Raw genomic sequence first — 16801 nt, 5'->3', positions numbered from 1 at the left:
CCGCGGCCGCCGCAGGGTTCCGGCAGTTCTGCCCCGCGCCGGAGGCGCGCTTCTGGATTATGCCGGAGGCGCAAGCCCGCACTCTGCCGGAGGCCGTCATGAAAAGCCTGTCTCTGGCCCTGCGGCTGCTGACGCCGGCGGAGCGCAAAACGGCGATGCTGATCATGCCGCTGATCATCCTGAGCGGATTTGCGGACATGGTGGGGGTCGCCATGATCTTCCCCTTTCTCAAGGTGCTCGGCGAGCCCGGGCTCATTCAGTCAAACAGCTACTTGTCATATGTCTACACATGGGGCGGCTTTGGCAGCGCCGATGAGTTCATCTTTGTGCTGGGCATCGCGTTCTTCGTCATGCTCCTCGCCACCGCGGGGCTGAAGATCCTGACCGTCTATGCCGCCAACCGCTGGCTTGAAGGGCGGGTTCACAGCCTGTCGAAACGCCTGCTGACCGCCTATCTGAAGCAGCCCTACCCGTTCATGCTGCAGCGCAACAGCAGCGAGCTTGTGGCGAATATGCTGTCGGAGACGGCCCGCATCGTCTCGCAGGTCTTCCGGGCGTTTTCGGAATTCGTGGTCGCGGCTGTGACACTCATCTTCCTGGTGGCGCTGCTGCTGGTGATCAACCCGTCGGTCACGCTGCTGGCGATGGGCACATTCTCCGCGCTTTATGCGGTGCTGCTGCTGTCCGTGCGCCGGATCTCAAGCCGGCTGGGCCTGACCATCCTGAGCACCAACCGCAAACGGCACCGGCTGGCAATGGAGGCGCTGATCGGCGGCAAACAGGTCCGGCTGCTGAACCGGGAGCGGAACCTGATTGAACGCTATTCGGTGCCGTCGTCGGCCTATGCCAATGCGAATGCGCTGTCCAACACCGTCCGGATGGCGCCGCGCCACATCATCGAATCCGTCGCCATCGGCGGCACTGTGCTGCTGACCCTGCTGCTGTCCGCCCGCAGCGGCGGCACCGGCAGCGCCGCGATGGCCAGTATGCTGCCGACGCTCGGGGTGTTTGTCCTGGCGCTTTACCGCATGATGCCGGCCTTCCAGCGCGGCTATAACGCCTCTGTGTCCCTGCGGCTGAGCAGCGCTTCCGCACAGTCCATCCTGGAGGATTTCACAAGCGCGGAAGACCTGCCGGCCTTGCCCGGCGCGGTTGCCCCCCTGCGCTTCCGGGAGAGCATCGAGTTCCAGGACGTGTGCTTCCGCTATCCCGGCACCGAGGAAGACAGCCTGAAAAACGTGACCTTCACGATTGCAGCGGGCATGTCCGTGGGGATTGTCGGCCGGACCGGGGCCGGCAAGACAACCCTGATGGATATGATCCTGGGGCTGCTGGAACCGGACAGCGGCGAGATCCGGATTGACGGCCGCAGGCTGTCGCACAGTGAAATCCGCTCCTGGCGCGCAAATGTCGGCTATGTCCAGCAGGACATCTACCTGAGCGATGCCACGGTGGCGCAGAATATCGCCTTTGGCGTTCCCGACGCGGATATCGACACCGGGAAGCTGCGGGCTGCGGCGCGCATGGCGCAGATCGAGGAGTTCATCCTGAACGAGCTGCCCGACGGCTACGAGACCTTTGTCGGCGAGCGCGGGGTGCGGCTGTCCGGCGGCCAGCGGCAGCGCCTGAGCATTGCCCGCGCCCTTTACCCCGAGCCGGACGTCATCGTGTTCGACGAGGCGACCAGCGCCCTCGACAACGCCACCGAGGCGCAGGTGATGGCGGAGATTTCCAAGCTGGCGGGCTCGCAGACCCTAATCATGGTGGCCCACCGGCACACGACCGTGCGGGACTGCGACATCATCCTGACGCTGGAGAACGGCGCGCTGACATCCATCGCCGATTACGACAGCCTGTTCGGGGCCGGCGATCACATCACCGTTGCAGCCGGGGGGTGATCGGATGGGCCGTGCCAAACACCGGGCAGGCCCGAACCGGGCAGGCCAAAATAAGGCGGGCCGAAACAAGGCGGGCCAGGGCAGGGCGAGGCTGTGCCTGCCGGGAGGCCGCCGATGATACGCGTGGCGTTCGGATCGGTGCCGAAGGACAGCGGAACCTTCACCTTCTACCGCAACATGCGGCCTGCGCTGCTGGCGCAGGGCATCGACCTGCGCTGCGTCGCGGCGGGCCGCGATCAGGCCAGCCTGACCGACCCGGCGTTTGCCGATGAGGGATGCGTGCTGCTGGCGAAAAGAAGCTCAAGCCTGAAAACACAGGCCCGCGCGTTTGCCGGCTGGTGCGCGGCCGAACAGATCGACGCGGTGTTCGGCGTCAACTCCCCCGCCATCCTGAGCGCGCTGCCGCATCTTCCCGCCCATGTGCGGGCCCTGGCCCGCTGCGCCAACGGGTTCGAGGAAGGCTACAAGCTGACCCTGATCGGCCAGGAGCGGCTGGCGCGGATCGTGGCGCTGACGCCGCGGCTGCAGGAGGACCTGGTAACCGGCTACGGCGTCAGCCCGGACAAGATTGCCCTGATCCCCAACGGGGTGCCGCCGGAACGGTTCGCCGCGGCGGCCCGGGCGGTGCGGGGCAGGGGCGGGGCCCTGAGACTGGGCTTCCTTGGCCGGCTGGAGCACCGGCAGAAGGGGGTGATGCACCTGCCTGACATTCTGCGCCATCTGGAAGACGCCGGGGTGCCGTTCCAGCTGCGGATCGCGGGGCAGGGCAAGGATGAGGCGGAGCTGCGCCGGGCGCTGGCCGGGCTGGCGGACCCGGAGGCCGTGCGCTTCCTCGGCAGCCTGACCCCCGGGGAGATCCCGGGGTTTCTGGAAGAGACCGATGTCTTTCTGTTCCCCTCGCATTTCGAAGGCTGCCCCAACGCCTTGCTCGAGGCGATGGCGGCCGGCGCTGTCCCGGTTGCCTGGCGGCTGCCGGGCATCACCGATTTCCTGATCGAGGCAGGCAAAACCGGGTTCCTGGCGGAGACCGGCGGCACCGCGGAGTTTGCCAGGCATATCGAAGGCCTGGCACGGGACCGGGCGCAGCTGCAGGCGATGAGCCGGGCGGTGTCGGCGGCGGCCCGCAGCCGGTTTTCGCGCGAAACATGCGTGCGCGCCTATGCCGGACTTTTTGAAACGGTGATGTCGGAGCCGCCGCCGGACTGGCAGCCGGTGCCCTGGAACCGCTTTCAGGCGCCCGCGCTGTTCCGGCAGCACCCTCTGGCCCGGATCCTTCCGGCCAAGCAGCGCAAGGCGCTGCGCAGCAGCCTCAGCAGGCTGCGGCGGCGGCCTCCGCCGCCCGCGGCGGCGCCGGACCCGGCGGCGCGGCCGCGGGTGTTCCAGATCATCAACAGCATCGACATGAAACGCGGCGGCGCCGAGCGGATGGCCCGCAGCCTGCACGGCCAGCTGCAGTCGGAAGGGATCGAGGCGCATCTGGTCTCGCTGGAGGGCTTCGGCGAGGGCGGCGTGCCGGAAGGGGCGGTGTCGCTTGGGGTGAGCAGCCCCTATGACCCGCGCGCCTTCGGCCGGCTCGCGGCCTATGCCAGGCGGCACATCCGCCCCAGCGACGTCGTGCATGCGCATCTGTTTCCCGCCAGCCTGTACCTGTCGCTTCTGGTGCGGGCCGGCGTGGTGGGCGCGCCGGTGCTTTTCACCGAGCACAGCACCTCCAACAACCGCCGGTCCAGCCTGTTCGGGCGGGCGGTCGACAGGCAGGTCTACGGCGCCTTCCGGCAGATCATCGCAATCAGCCAGGGGGTCAGCGCCGAGCTGAAGGCGGCGCGCCCCTGGGTCAAGGGGGTCACGGTGATCCCCAATGGCTGCCGGCTGTTCTTTGACAGGCCCATCCGGCGCGCGCCCAAGGACGCGCCCTTGACCCTGCTGTCGGCCGGCCGCCTGGCCCCGGCCAAGAACTACGGCGCGGCGCTGGAGGCGCTGGCGCAGCTGATGCCCTGCAACCTGCGCTATGTGATCGCGGGCGACGGGCCCGAGCTTGAGGCGCTGCGCAGCACCGCCGCGCGGCTGGGCCTGTCCGAAGCGGTGGAGTTTGCGGGCTATGTGCCGGACATCCGGGCGCTGCTGCAGGAGGCGGACATCTTCCTGATCCCCTCCCTGTGGGAAGGCTTCGGGCTGGCGGCGGTGGAGGGCATGAACGCGGCGCTGCCTGTCATCGCCTCGGATGTCGCGGGGCTGCGGGAGGTTGTCGGCCCGGACGGCCAGGCCGCCCTGCTGGTCGATCCGGCGCAGCCTGCCAGCATCGCGGCTGCCATCCGCCGCCTGGCGGCCTCCCCGGAGTTGCGCAGCCGGCTGGGGCAGAACGGCTTTGAGCGCTCGCAGACCTTCAGGATCGAAGACTACGTGAGCGCTCATCTGAATTTATACGCAAAGGTGAGGCACGGTTATGGCCTATAGACCTCACCGGACAACCCCGGGCATCGGCCTGTTCGCGGTCTTCGTGTTTGTCCTCGTCGCGGTGCCCAAGCTGAATGTCAAGCTGGGCCCGGTGCCTGTCTACATGATCGACCTGCTGATCCTGATGCTGATCGTGAAGGCGCAGAGCCTGCCTGCGGTCCGGGGGCGCAGGATGTTTTCCACGACCGTCAAGGTGATCCTGTCTCTGGCGCTCGCCAGCGAGGTGATCGGGGCCCTGACCTTCAGCACCTTGCAGGATTCCGTCTATATCTCCATCCGCACCTGCCTGGCCTTCAGCGTGTTCTTCCTCACCGGCCTGATGGTGCGGACGCCGCAGGATGTGTCGGTGATCTTGCGCGCGGCGGTGCTGGGGATGCTGGTCACCGCGTCCTTGATGATCCTCACGTCGCTGCCGATGACGCGGGTGCTGGTTGTGGATCTGGTGTTTTCGAACAAGTTCCTCGAGCCCGCCGCGGAAGGGGTGGGCGCGCATTACAGCGCCGGAGACAGCGGCGTCCGCGGCCGGACCCTGGTCGGGGTTTCGATCCTGGGCGCCTCATTCATCAATGTGTGCTGGCCGCTTGCGGCGCTGCTGCTGCGCTGGCCGTGGCGGCTGGGGCCGGTCTGGCGGGGCCTCACGCTGGCCGCCTGCCTGCTGGCGCCGATGGGGGTTGTGATGAGCTATTCCCGCGGGCCGATCCTGGGCAGCCTGCTCATCCTGCTGGCGGTGCTGCTCTACGGGTTCAAGCATGTGCGCCGGGGGATTTTGCTGCCGGTCGCGGTCAGCACCACCGTCATTCTGGCCGTGGGCATTTCCTCCCAGCTGTTTTTCTTCGACCGCCTGTCCAACCGCAGCCAGGCGATCCTGGAGAACCCGTTCCAGGACGAGCGCGAAAGCGAGCGCATCCTGGCCTATGTCGAGCCGTTCCAGCACATTGCCGAGCAGCCGCAGTTCCTGCTGCTGGGGCAGGGGGTCACCGTCAGGTATTCGGAGTCCCGGGTGGTTCCCGAGCAGGCCGGCAAGGCAACCCATGCCGCATTTGCAATGGCTTATTACAGCTACGGGATGCTGGCCGCGCTTCTCTACGGCGCCCTGGTGCTGCGGGCGCTTCGCGCCGCCGGGCAGCTCGCCAGGCGCAAAGGCTCCTTCGCCGGATTGCTGTCGCAGTCGCTGCTGTTGTCGATGGTCGCCCTGCTGCCGTGGGCCGCCTTCGGGCATGCGCCGGTCTCGACGCCGCGCGGCGCAATGCTTTTCTTCCTCGTCATTGGACTTATTTCGTCTCTAGCGAACTTTTTCGAAGTGCCGCGGCAGGTCAAATCAGCGAACCGGAGGTCTCATGCCCAGCATCGTGCTCCTGCTTTCAGATAAGCGCTCTGGCTCAACGATGTTCCAGGATGAGATCTGCCGCCATCCTGACGTTCAGACCGTGCCCTATTCGCCGCATTCCAATCTGGAGACCCACTGGTGGCTGATGGCCGCGGTGCTGCTGCGGCGCCCGGATCAGCTGTTCAGCTCGGGGCGGGCCTACGGCGGCTATGGCAGCCGGGCGAATGCGCGCGCCTATATGATTGACCTGCTGGCGCGGTGCGTGCCGGAATTCCAGCCGCCCGCAGACGACCGGGCGCTGGTCTTCGAGGGCTGGGAAGCCCTGTGCCAGGCCTATGCGCGCCCGGTGTTCTTTGAGAAATCGCCGCAGTTCCTTGCCCATTGGGCGGCGCTGAGCCTGATCCTGGAATGGATGCAGACCACCAGCTTTGACGTGAAGATCGTGGCCATGGTCCGCAACCCGCACGGCACGATGTATTCCGCCGCCGCGCTGTTCGGCACCGACCCGGGCAAGCGGCAGCACGGCTGGCTGGAAATCTGCCGCAACCTGCTGGCGTTTGAACAGATGCTGCCGGAAGGCAGGCTGCTGACGGTGCGCTACGAGGATCTGGTGCAAGCGCCTGCTGACGGCTTTGCCGCAATCTGCCGGTTCATCGGCATAGAGCCCGATCCCCGCACCGGCGCCGGCACCCATGCGAAATCCTCTGAGAAATGGAAGCAGGACAGCAGCTATACCCTGCAGCTCGATCCGGCGGTTCAGCAGATCGCCCGGCATTTCGGCTACAGCAGCGCAGAGCTGGCCAATCCGCAGCCCGCCGGTGCCGGCGCGGCGCTGCAAACCCCCAAGCGCCGGTCGCCCCGGCTGCGCGTCAACCGGCTCAGGGACAGGTTCGTGCAGCCGGCCCTGCTGCGCCTGCGCAGGGCCTTGGGCCGGAAACCGGCAAAAGACGAGTCACTTAGGAACCCAGGTGTGGAGTCATAATGAGTATTAACAAACAGGTATTGGTCACAGGCGGCGCTGGTTTCATCGGGTCTCACCTGATCGACCGGCTGATCGCGGACGGCACCGACGTCTTGTGCGTCGACAATTTTTACACCGGCACAAAACCGAACATCTATCACCTGGCGAACAACGTGCATTTCGAGCTGATCCGCCACGATGTCACGTTCCCCCTCTATGTCGAGGTGGACGCGATCTTCAACCTCGCCTGCCCGGCCTCGCCGGTCCACTACCAGCACGACCCGATCCAGACCACGAAAACCAGCGTGCATGGCGCCATCAACCTGCTGGGGCTGGCCAAGCGCCTCAAGTGCCCGATCCTGCAGGCCTCCACCAGCGAAGTCTACGGCGATCCCAAGGTGAACCCGCAGCGGGAGGACTACTGGGGCAATGTCAATCCCATCGGCCCGCGGTCCTGCTACGACGAAGGCAAGCGCTGCGCGGAGACGCTGTTCTTCGACTATCACCGGCAGACCGGGCTGGATGTCAAAGTGGCGCGCATCTTCAACACCTACGGCCCCAGAATGCATCCCAATGACGGGCGTGTGGTGTCGAATTTCATCGTCCAGGCGCTGAAAGGCGAGCCGATCACGCTGTTCGGCGACGGGATGCAGACCCGGTCGTTCTGCTATGTCAGCGACCTGGTTGATGCGCTGGTCCGCTTCATGGCGGCCGGACCCGGCTGCCATGGCCCGATGAACCTCGGAAACCCGGTCGAGATCACCATCCGCGAGCTGGCGGAGCGGATCGTGGAGATGACCGGCTCGCAGTCCGAGATCGTCTACCGGCCGCTGCCGCAGGATGATCCGATGCAGCGCCGCCCGGATATTTCGCTGGCCAAGCGCGAACTGGACTGGGCGCCTGCGGTTGCGCTGGAAGAAGGGCTGAGCAAGACCATCAGCTATTTTGACGGCCTGCTGTCCGGGCCGGACGCCGGATTGGCCCAGGCGGCCCGATGAGCCCGTTCGAGCGCGCCCCCGTCACCCTGGGCGTTGTGGCCATCAGCTACAACGAGGAAGAGGACCTGCCCGGGTTTCTGGCCAACCTGATCGGCTGGGCCGATGAGATCATCATTGTGGATGACGGCTCGACCGACCGCACCGAAGAGATCTGCGCGGCGGCGGGCGGCACCGTCCGGTTTCTGCGGTCGCCGCGCAAGCCCGGCGAATATTACAGCGATCAGCGCAACAAGGGGATCGACGCCGCCGCCAGCGACTGGCTGCTGCATATGGATATCGACGAGCGGGTCTCCCGCGAGCTGGCCGGCGAAATCCGCGCGGCGATCCAGGACGAGCAGATGGACGGCTACCGCTTCCGGCGGCTCAATCATTTCATGCACCGGCCGATGCACGGCGGCGGCTGGCAGGACTGGAACCTGATCCACCTGGCCCGGCGCGATTTGTTCCGCTTCGGCGGCATGTTCCACGAGACCTGCCACCTGGATGCGCCCGCGCAAAGGGTGGGCCAGCTCAGCGGCAAGATGATCCACTTCAACGAGCATAATTTCGAAAAGCGCCTGAAGAAGAGCTCCACCTATCTGGAGGAGACCGTCAAGCACGTCGAGGACAGCAAGCGGCAGATCCGCGGCTGGCAGATCCTTTGGGCGCCGGCCAAGGAGTTCCTGAAGAAGTACTTTTACAAGAAGGGGTTTCTCGACGGCACCCCGGGGCTGATTTCGGCGCTGCACTCGGCCACCGCCGTCTTCCGCGCCTATGCGCTGGTGTGGGACCGGCAGAACCGCATTTCGCGGGCGGAGCTGGAGCGGCAGGTGTCCTGGGCGGCGGCGGACCGCAATGGCTGATGCGCCGCCAAAGGTCTCGGTGGTGGTGCCCACGTATAACCGGGGGCACCTGATTTGCGAGGCGCTGGACAGCGTGCAGGCGCAGACCTTCCGCGGCCTGGAAATCATTGTCATCGACGACGGGTCGGAGGATGACACCGCGGCGCGGGTCAGCGCCTGGGCAAAGACGGTGCCGCTGCCGGTGGTCTACGAGAAACAGCCGAACGCGGGCGGCAATGCGGCCCGCAACCGCGGCATAGACAGGGCGCGCGGCCGGTTTGTTGCCTTCCTCGACAGCGACGACCTGTGGCATCCGCAAAAGATCGAAAAGCAGATGGCGCGGCTGGCAGCGCGCCCGGAGTTCGGGGCGGTCTACTGCGGCCTGCGGGAAACCGATGCCGAAAGCGGCCGGGTGATCGCAGAGCCGCGCCATGCCTTCCCGGAAGGCGACCTGCTGAACGCCTTGCTGGTCAGCGATGTGACGGCGCCGACCTCGGCCTATCTTGCAGAGCGGCGGCTGCTGATCGAGGCCGGCAAATTCGATCTTGCGCTTGCCGCCCGGCAGGACTGGGACATGTGGATACGCCTGGCCCGGCTGGCCCCGATCGGCTGTGTTCCGGAGGTTCTGGTGGATCTGCGCCAGCATTCGGGGCCGCGGACCGTTTCGGATCCGGCGCGGGAGCTGCGCGCGCACAAGCGGATCCTGGACAAATACGCGGCGCTGCGGCGGCGCCGCGCCTGGTGGCTGCCGCTGGCGGCCCGGGCCGGCTTTCACCGCCGCACCGGGCGGGTGCAGTTCCATTACCTGGGCCGACGCGGGGCCGCCATCCGCCAGTATCTGATTGCCATCGCGCTGTGGCCGTTTGCGGCGGATTCCTGGGCCGCCCTGCTGGGCGCGTTTCTGCCCGCGGGGATCCGCGGCCGGCTCCGGCGCCGCTGGAACAGCGTCTTCGGGAGGACATTTCTTGCAATCCGCAACCATTGAACGCGCAGGCATGATCCCCGGGCAGGGGCTGCGGGTGGCCTGTTTCGCCAATCAGTTCGGCGACCGGCAGGGGCATGGGCTGGCCCGCTATGCGCGGGAGCTGCTGGAGGCGCTGCGGGGCATTGGCGGGCCCGAGATCATCCCTGTTGCCGGATGGTCGGGGCTGGAGCCGGAGGCGCTTGCCGCGCGCCAGCAGGAGACCGGGCTGCAGCTCACAGGCCTTGGCCGCCGCGGCACCTCGCTGCTCTGGACGTTTCTCGGGCGCCCGTCCCTCGAGGCCTGCCTGGATGCGCCGGTCGATGTGGTCCACGCCGTCTCCCTCGGCTATCCGGTGGCCACCCGGAAGCCTCTGGTGGTGACCATTCACGACCTGGGCCCCTTGATCCGCCCGGACTACTTCCGCAACACCCGCCCCTGGGTCATGCAGCGCAGCCTCGACCAGGCGGTGCGGCAGGCGGATGTCATTGCCTGCGTGTCGCAATACACCGCCGACACCGTGCGGGAGTATGCAGGGCCGGGGGTCGAGGCGCGGCTGCGGGTTGTGCTGGAAGGCGTTTCGGAGGCGTTTTTCACCCCGGCGGACCCGGCGCTGCTGCACCGGTTTGCCTTGCCGCCCGGTGTCCCCTTCATCCTCTCCGCAGGGGCTGCCAGCCCGCGCAAGAACCTGGCCGGCCTGCTGCGGGCGATGACGGTTCTGGGCAGCAGCATCCCGCACCATCTGGTGCTGGTCGGCGGCGCAGGCTGGGACAGCGGCGAAATTGCCCGGGCGCTTGCCGCACCGGCGCTGCGCAACCGCGTGCACCGCCTGGGCTACGTGTCCGATCCGGAGCTGCGGGCTCTCTACCAGGCGGCGGATCTTTACGTGCACCCGTCGCTGTTCGAAGGCTTCGGCCTGCCGGTTCTTGAGGCCATGGCCAGCGGCACCCCCGTGGTCGCCTCGGACCGGACCTCGCTGCCCGAGGTGGCGGGCCAGGCAGGATGCCTGTGCGATGCCTCGGATCCCGAAGCGCTGGCCGCCGCCATCCTGCAGGTCTGCGGCTCCGAGGAGCTGCGCGCCCGCATGGCGGCGCAGGGCAGGCGCCGGGCCCGGCAATTCAGCTGGTCAAGCTGCGCCCGCGCGATGGCCGGAATTTACAGTGATGCCGTGTCATGAGGCGGGAAATCCCATGAAGCTGGTTGTGACCGTCAATTCCTCCTTCAACGTGGTGAACTTCCGCTCCGGCCTGCTGCGGGCGCTGATGGCGGCCGGCCACGAGATCACCGTGCTGGCGCCCCGCGACGATTACACCGAGGCCATTCTCCGCGAGATCGGCTGCAGGTATGTGGAGCTGAAGATGGACCGCCGCGGCACCTCGCCGGTGCGGGAGGCCGGCTGCCTCAGGGCGATGATCGGGCATATCCGGGCTTTGCGGCCTGACGCCATCCTCAGCTATACGATCAAGAACAACCTCTATGCCGGGCTGGCGGCGCGCCTGACCGGCACCCCGATCATCCCGAATGTGACCGGTTTAGGGTCTGTATTTTCCGGCAAGGGCCCCTTGGCGGCTTTTGCGGCCCGGGTGTACCGCCATGCCTTCCGGGCTGCTCCCATCGTCTTTTTCCAGAACCTCGAAGATCAGGAGCAGTTTCTGCGGTCCGGGCTGGTTGCGTCCGGCACCGCGCGGATCCTGCCCGGGTCCGGGGTCGACCTGGCGCGGTTCACCGCCTCCCCGGTGCCCCGGCGGCCGCAGGCCCCTGTCTTCCTGCTGGTTGCCCGGCTGCTGTGGGAGAAGGGGATCGGGGAATACGCCGAAGCGGCGCGGCAGGTGCGCAAGGTCTTTCCCGAGGCTGTCTTCAGGCTGGCCGGCGGCCTTGAAACGCCGGGCCCGGCAGCGGTCCCCGAGGCGGTGCTGTCGCAGTGGGAGGAGGAGGGGATCATCGAATACCTCGGCCGCCAGCGCGACATCCGCCCGGTTCTTGCGCAGGCAACCTGCGTGGTCATGCCCAGCTATTACCGCGAGGGGACGCCGCGCGCGCTTCTGGAGGCCGGGGCCTGCGGGCGGCCGGTCATCACCACGGATACCGCCGGCTGCCGCACGGTGGTGATCGACGGGGAGAGCGGCTTTCTGGTGGCGCCGCGCGACAGTTCCGACCTTGAGCGGGCGATGCTGCGCATTGCCGGGGCGCCGCAGGACATCCTGCAGAAGATGGGCAGCGCCGGGCGCGCGCTTGTCGAGCGGCAGTTTGACGAGAAGATCGTGATCCGCGCCTATGCCGAGGCGCTCTCGGAAATCGCGGGCAAGCGGCCGCCGCCGGGCCCGCTCTGACCGGCTTCCGGGCCCGCAGCGCTGCGGCGCTGGCAAGGGATGGCGGCTGCGCTGCAAAGGCATGGCCTCCGCAGCGCAGGAAAATCGCGGCCCGTCCGGATCTGCTTGCGCAAATTCAAAGCTGCCGGACGGGCAAACCTGAGGGCGGGTGCCTCAGAACAGGAAATCTCCTGCCCCGAGTTCCGACACCTGAACCCCCTGCAGCAGGATGGTGCCTTCCCCGGTGTCGATCAGCGCGCTGCCGCCCTGGCTGCTGATCTCCAGATCGCTGTAGCTGCTGGCGCTCTGGCCCAGCCCGCTCAGGTCGATCATGTCGGTTCCGGAGGTGAAATCCAGAACCGTGTCCTGGCCGTGACGCGCGGTGAACACAAAGGTGTCGCTGCCATCGCCGCCTGAGATCCGGTCGGCGCCGTTGCCGCCATTGAGCATGTCGTTGCCGTTGCCGCCATCCAGGAGGTCCTGGCCGCCGCCGCCCTTCAGAACGTCTGCTCCGCCGCCGCCATAGACGGTGTCTGCTCCGCCGCCGCCAAAGACCTTGTCCCTGCCGCCGCCGCCGTCGACGGTATCCTCGTCCCTGCCGCCTCTGAGCCGGTCCCGGCTGCCGTAGCCAGCCAGCATGTCCTGGCCGTCGAGCCCCTTGATAATGTCCGCCTCTGCCGTGCCGTGCAGGGTGTTGTCCTGCGCGTTGCCGGTCACCAGGTTGAGGTCGCCGTCCGGCGCAGGTTCAGGCGAAGGCTCGGGCTCGGGCGCAGGTGTTGTGCTGCCGCCGGAGCCGCCTTCGCTCTCGCCGCCTGCAACCGGGCCGGCGGAGCCGGACCACAGCTCGCTGACGGACAGCTTCCGCGGCGCGCCGGTGGTTTCGATATCGCCGCCGACATTGGTGCCCGATAGGCTGAGCCCGGAAGCGTTCATGAAGCGGTACTCGCTGACATTGCCGAGCAGGGAGATCCCTTCCCAGGTGATGTCATAGCCGTCCTTGATCAGGAACGCCCGCCCGGAGCTGGAGCCGGTGGCTTCAAAGATCGTGTCGCTGATGTGGATGCCGTGCGGCATCGCCTTCGCGTTGGTTGCATTCAGCATGCCGGTCCTGTCGACCGCGCTGACCACGATGCCGTTGGGGTTGTTGATGAACTGGCTGCCGTCAACGGTGATGTTGGTGTTCCACTTTTCCGGGTTGAAATCGGTGCTGTCGTGAAACGAGCTCTTGAGGTCGAAGCCGCTGACGCCGTTGTTGTAGAACACGGAATCCAGGACCTTGCCGTTGCGGAACCCGCCGGCGGTGTCCAGGCCGTCGCGGGCGTTGCTCTCGAAGAAGCTGCCGGTCACCGTCATGTTGGACGGCCCGTCACCGGACGAGGAGCTCTCGGTCTTGATGCCGTCGCCCAGCGACTTGCGGAAATGGCTGCCCGAAATCGTGGCGCCGTCCCCGGCCACGACGCGCAGCTGGTAGAAGCCGCCCTCGAACAGGCTGCTGTCGACGGTGAGGCCGTTGCCGCCCTGCACATCGATATGCATCGACACATTGCCCGAGAAGGCGCTGTCCTTGACGGTGACCCCATCGCCCTCGACGACCAGAACCCGCTTCTTGTGGTAGTCCTGGCCCGCAGCGGGAAGGATCCCGTCGTAGCTTGTCTTCGGCGCGTTCACCACGTCGAAGGTGACGTTATCGACCGTCACCCCCTTGGACAGGAGGAACAGCGGCGAGGTGTCGGTGGCCGAAGTGGTGCGCACATCCAGCCCCGCGCCGTCTTTGGCGGTGAGGGTGAAATTCTCCGGCAGCCGCAGGTGCGCCCCCGAGATCTTGTAGGTATCCTCAAGAACCAGCGTGTCGCCGGCCTTGAATTTCTTGCTCGACAGCAGCGACGCAAACGCGCTGGAGACATCCTGACCCGCGGACCAGCCGAGGTCAGACGAATGCCAAACGGTCATGTGACTTCCTTTTAACTGCAATCAGCCGCCGAGTGGTGCGGCCGACCCTCATACATTTCGTAACAGCGCACACCGGGGACGGGCCCTGGAAACGGGCCTGAAGCACCGGGACATCTCCCGGGCGCTGCAGATAGTTCTGTCCCTCGCCGCCGGAACGCCGGCGTGCTGCTGAATTTGCCGCGGCCTATCGCGCAAAAGGGTTAACAGGAAGCCGGGAGCAGCTTGATGTCAAAAAGCCGGCTTTTTTTGGCCAATTCCGCGTTTGCCGTCCGCAATGAACCGCGCAAAGGCCGAAAGCCGCCGGAAAAGGCAGGTCAAGGCATCGACAATTTGACCGCAATCGGAGACACTATCTGCCCTTCCCAAGGCGGCGGCGCCCAGATGTGCCGGGCATCAGCCCTGAGCCGCCGGGTTTCCGGCCCCTCTCCGGCCCCTCTCCGGCCCGCCCGCGCCGCTTGTTCCCGAAATCTCTGCAGCAGGCCAGCGGCGCCATTCCGGGTCCGGCGCTGCCGGGCAGAGCGTCCGCCCCGCCGTCTTGGCCGCCGGAATGGCCGGGGACGGCCCGCACCGCCGCTGACGCCCTGCGGCCGCGCCCCGGTTTGCCCGGACTTGGAATCCGTCGACTTTGCCACATAATTATGGATTGATGGCATTTATGGCGCTCTCAGGGATGCACTGGAGCGCGCGCTGAGCGGCCAAGTGTGATTTCGGTTAAGGGGTTTTGGTGCATGTACGCAAGACGGTCAGAGTTTGGGGATCATGCCCGGCCCAAGGAAACCTTGCCAGACTACGACGTCTACAGCCTGCCGCACGACGGCGAGGGCGACCAGACGCTGGATATGCGCAAGATGGCGCTTGCTCTCTGGCGCGGAAAGCTGCTTCTGGCGGCCTTTGCGGGTGCCGGATTTCTGGCCGGATTGGCGCATGTCAGCCAGCAGGAGCCGGTCTACCGCGCGGTGACCAGCATCCTCTATGAGCCCGAGCGGCTGCAGATCGTCGATATCTCAGAGGCGCTGGTAAAGCCGGACACCGGGGCCGGGATCGGCAACCAGGTTGAAATCCTGAACTCCACCACCCTCCTGGGCAATATTGTCAGCGCGCTTGGCGAAGACACCATCCTGCCGGGCAGGCAGAACAGCGGCGGGGCGCCGGACAGCGGCAGGATCTGGGACGCTGCCGCGGCCTGGCTGCTGGAGGCGCTGCCGGACTCCGTTTCCAGCCGGCTGGCGCAGCTGGGGTTTGCAGTGCAGACGGATGCCGCCGCAGACGCGGCACCCGCCCAGACAGCAGAGGAGGCGAAAAAATCGGCCGCGCGGGACGCCATCAGCTATTTGCGCGACAACCTGGAGATCGAGGTGATCAGCGGGTCCGGGGTGATCGAGCTGTTCTATTACTCTTCGGACCCGGACAAGGCCGCGCTGATCGCCAACACGATCAGCGAGGAATATATCGACTTTCAGAAAGTGTCGAAAAACCAGGACGTGCTTGCGGCCATCGACCTTGTGAACAACCGCATCAAGGAGCTCAGGCAAAGCGTCGTGGAATCCGAGCGGAACCTGGAGAACACGCGCCTGGACCTGGCCCGGCGGCGCGCGCAGAGCGCGGAAATGACCGGCATTCAGCTTGCGGCGCACAATCAGGAGCTTGCCGCCGTCCGGCTGCGCCTGTCCGGATCCCGCGCCCGCTTTGAACGGGCCGCAGCCGCGCTGGCGGACGGGACGGATCTCTGGAGCGTCACGGAATTCCGGGAATCTGAACTGATCACCGACTTCCGCAAGCGGGAGATGGATATCCGGGAAACCATTGCGCAAGAGCGCGCCATCAGCGGCAGCGTCGTGACGCCGTCCAGCGTGCGCAGCGCGGCCTTGCTCGGGCAGGCCCAGCAGAGCATCCGCGAGGAGGCCGCCTATATCGTCGCCGCGCTTGAGTTCGAGGTCGAGTCCCTGGAACAGCGGGAGCAGCAGCTGGAGCAGATGGTCCGGGAACTGGAAATCACCTCGATCGAACGGACCGCGGACGAGCTTTTCATCTCCCGCCTCGAGCGCGAGGTGCTCGCCAACCAGACATTGCTGCAAACCTTCGTGGTGCGTCAGAAGGAAATTTCCGAACAGGCCAACATGCAGTCCGCCGATGCCCGTGTCCTGTCGCGGGCCGAACCGCCTTCATACCCGGACCGGCAGGCCAGCAACCGCGTCCTGCTGGCGTCCAGCGCCGGCGCTCTGTTCCTCTGCGCGCTGTTCCTGCTGCTGCGCGAGCGGATGAACAATTCGGTCCGCGATCCGAATGACCTGGCGGAAATCACCCATTATCCCGTCCTGACGTCGCTGCCGCTGACCGGCAGGCGCAAAAGCCTGCAGAAACGCGCGCGGGAATTCGTGACCCGCCCGAAATGCCTGCTGGCCGAAAGCATCCGCAACCTGCGGACAAGCCTTCTGTACAGCGATCCGGACAACCAGCCGCAGGTGGTCATGCTGACCTCCTCGGTGCCGGGCGAAGGCAAAAGCGTCACCTCGTTCCTGACCGCTTTGGCCAGCCAGCACACGGAGCATGACACCATTCTGGTCAGCTGCGACCTGCGCGATTCCTCCAATGCCCGGATCTATTCGAAATTCCCGAGGCTGGTTCCCTCCAAGGCCGCAAGCACCGGGCTGGTCAGCTACCTGCGCAATGACTGCAGCCTGGAAGAAGCGCTGGCGGTGCACCCGGAGTCCGGGCTGCATATTCTGGCGGCCGGGAAAAAAGAGCATTTCCACGAGAGCCCGGCAGACATTTTGTCCTCGCCCCGGTTCTCCCAGATGATTGCCGAACTGCGCGAGCGGTACAAGCTGGTCATTCTTGATGCGCCGCCTGTGCTGGTGGCGGCGGATGCCCGGCTGCTGTCCAGGATGGCGGATTCCGTCGTCTATATGGTGCATTGGAACCGCACCTCCAAGAATGCCGTGCGGGAGGGGCTGCGCGAGCTGCGCTCCGTGAACAGCCCGGTGGCCGGTTGCGTGCTGAGCCTGGTGTCCCAATCCAAAGCCCGGAGATACGCGGACAATGAGTTCATCTATAAACAGCATTACGCGGGCTATTACAGCTAGCGGACCCGGCAGCCTGCGGTGCTGAAGATCTGCCACATA

General features: G+C 66.3%; 11 protein-coding genes. 10 read left to right on the top strand and 1 reads right to left on the bottom strand.

Going from position 1 to position 16801, the window contains the following annotated elements; translation table 11 throughout:
• Positions 1-98: 98 nt before the first annotated feature.
• From DAEP_RS0100185 to DAEP_RS0100145, 9 genes are all read left to right on the top strand, one after another.
• On the top strand, positions 99-1898 hold the full coding sequence (locus DAEP_RS0100185) for an ABC transporter ATP-binding protein (protein WP_027243250.1): 1800 nt from the start codon (positions 99-101) through the stop codon (positions 1896-1898).
• A gap of 114 nt (positions 1899-2012) precedes the next feature.
• On the top strand, positions 2013-4352 hold the full coding sequence (locus tag DAEP_RS23455) for a glycosyltransferase family 4 protein (protein ID WP_084204372.1): 2340 nt from the start codon (positions 2013-2015) through the stop codon (positions 4350-4352).
• The gene (locus DAEP_RS0100175; protein WP_027243249.1) at positions 4342-5721 is read left to right on the top strand and encodes an O-antigen ligase family protein; all 1380 of its coding nucleotides are present in this window, start codon (positions 4342-4344) and stop codon (positions 5719-5721) included. The genes DAEP_RS23455 and DAEP_RS0100175 overlap by 11 nt, the downstream gene beginning before the upstream one ends.
• Positions 5690-6661, top strand: a complete 972-nt coding sequence (locus DAEP_RS0100170; RefSeq protein ID WP_084204371.1) for a sulfotransferase — start codon at positions 5690-5692, stop codon at positions 6659-6661. Before DAEP_RS0100175 ends, DAEP_RS0100170 begins: the two co-directional genes overlap by 32 nt.
• Positions 6661-7638: a UDP-glucuronic acid decarboxylase family protein gene (locus tag DAEP_RS0100165; protein WP_036760324.1), complete on the top strand. Its 978-nt coding sequence runs from the start codon at positions 6661-6663 to the stop codon at positions 7636-7638. The genes DAEP_RS0100170 and DAEP_RS0100165 overlap by 1 nt, the downstream gene beginning before the upstream one ends.
• Positions 7635-8480, top strand: coding sequence for a glycosyltransferase family 2 protein (locus DAEP_RS0100160; RefSeq protein ID WP_027243246.1), 846 nt, complete (start codon positions 7635-7637; stop codon positions 8478-8480). Before DAEP_RS0100165 ends, DAEP_RS0100160 begins: the two co-directional genes overlap by 4 nt.
• A complete protein-coding gene (locus DAEP_RS22275; protein ID WP_051337284.1) occupies positions 8473-9444 on the top strand; it encodes a glycosyltransferase family 2 protein in 972 nt (323 codons plus the stop codon). Before DAEP_RS0100160 ends, DAEP_RS22275 begins: the two co-directional genes overlap by 8 nt.
• Positions 9425-10597 (top strand): glycosyltransferase family 4 protein, encoded by a 1173-nt coding sequence (locus DAEP_RS22270; protein WP_051337283.1) that lies wholly within the window; start codon positions 9425-9427, stop codon positions 10595-10597. Before DAEP_RS22275 ends, DAEP_RS22270 begins: the two co-directional genes overlap by 20 nt.
• Positions 10598-10610: 13 nt before the next feature.
• Complete coding sequence (locus tag DAEP_RS0100145) at positions 10611-11750, top strand: glycosyltransferase family 4 protein (RefSeq protein ID WP_027243245.1); 1140 nt, start codon at positions 10611-10613, stop codon at positions 11748-11750.
• Between the two features lie 153 nt (positions 11751-11903).
• Here the strand turns inward: DAEP_RS0100145 and DAEP_RS23240 are convergent, their stop codons facing one another.
• On the bottom strand, positions 11904-13679 hold the full coding sequence (locus DAEP_RS23240; protein ID WP_051337282.1) for a right-handed parallel beta-helix repeat-containing protein: 1776 nt from the start codon (positions 13677-13679) through the stop codon (positions 11904-11906).
• Positions 13680-14407: 728 nt separating this feature from the next.
• Between DAEP_RS23240 and DAEP_RS0100130 the strand changes: the two genes are divergently transcribed.
• Complete coding sequence (locus DAEP_RS0100130) at positions 14408-16762, top strand: polysaccharide biosynthesis tyrosine autokinase (protein WP_084204369.1); 2355 nt, start codon at positions 14408-14410, stop codon at positions 16760-16762.
• The last annotated feature ends 39 nt before the right edge of the window (positions 16763-16801 follow it).

The organism is Leisingera daeponensis DSM 23529 (genome assembly GCF_000473145.1).
GTDB classification, from domain to species: domain Bacteria; phylum Pseudomonadota; class Alphaproteobacteria; order Rhodobacterales; family Rhodobacteraceae; genus Leisingera; species Leisingera daeponensis.
The sequence above is the reverse complement of the archived record's forward strand: the minus strand, read 5'-3'. Positions and strand labels throughout refer to the sequence as shown.

Coding starts and splice junctions, on each gene's coding strand:
- DAEP_RS0100185 (WP_027243250.1), top strand. CDS start 99: ATGAAAAGCCTGTCTCTGGCCCTGCGGCTGCTGACGCCGGCGGAGCGC.
- DAEP_RS23455 (WP_084204372.1), top strand. CDS start 2,013: ATGATACGCGTGGCGTTCGGATCGGTGCCGAAGGACAGCGGAACCTTC.
- DAEP_RS0100175 (WP_027243249.1), top strand. CDS start 4,342: ATGGCCTATAGACCTCACCGGACAACCCCGGGCATCGGCCTGTTCGCG.
- DAEP_RS0100170 (WP_084204371.1), top strand. CDS start 5,690: ATGCCCAGCATCGTGCTCCTGCTTTCAGATAAGCGCTCTGGCTCAACG.
- DAEP_RS0100165 (WP_036760324.1), top strand. CDS start 6,661: ATGAGTATTAACAAACAGGTATTGGTCACAGGCGGCGCTGGTTTCATC.
- DAEP_RS0100160 (WP_027243246.1), top strand. CDS start 7,635: ATGAGCCCGTTCGAGCGCGCCCCCGTCACCCTGGGCGTTGTGGCCATC.
- DAEP_RS22275 (WP_051337284.1), top strand. CDS start 8,473: ATGGCTGATGCGCCGCCAAAGGTCTCGGTGGTGGTGCCCACGTATAAC.
- DAEP_RS0100145 (WP_027243245.1), top strand. CDS start 10,611: ATGAAGCTGGTTGTGACCGTCAATTCCTCCTTCAACGTGGTGAACTTC.
- DAEP_RS23240 (WP_051337282.1), bottom strand. CDS start 13,679: ATGACCGTTTGGCATTCGTCTGACCTCGGCTGGTCCGCGGGTCAGGAT.
- DAEP_RS0100130 (WP_084204369.1), top strand. CDS start 14,408: ATGTACGCAAGACGGTCAGAGTTTGGGGATCATGCCCGGCCCAAGGAA.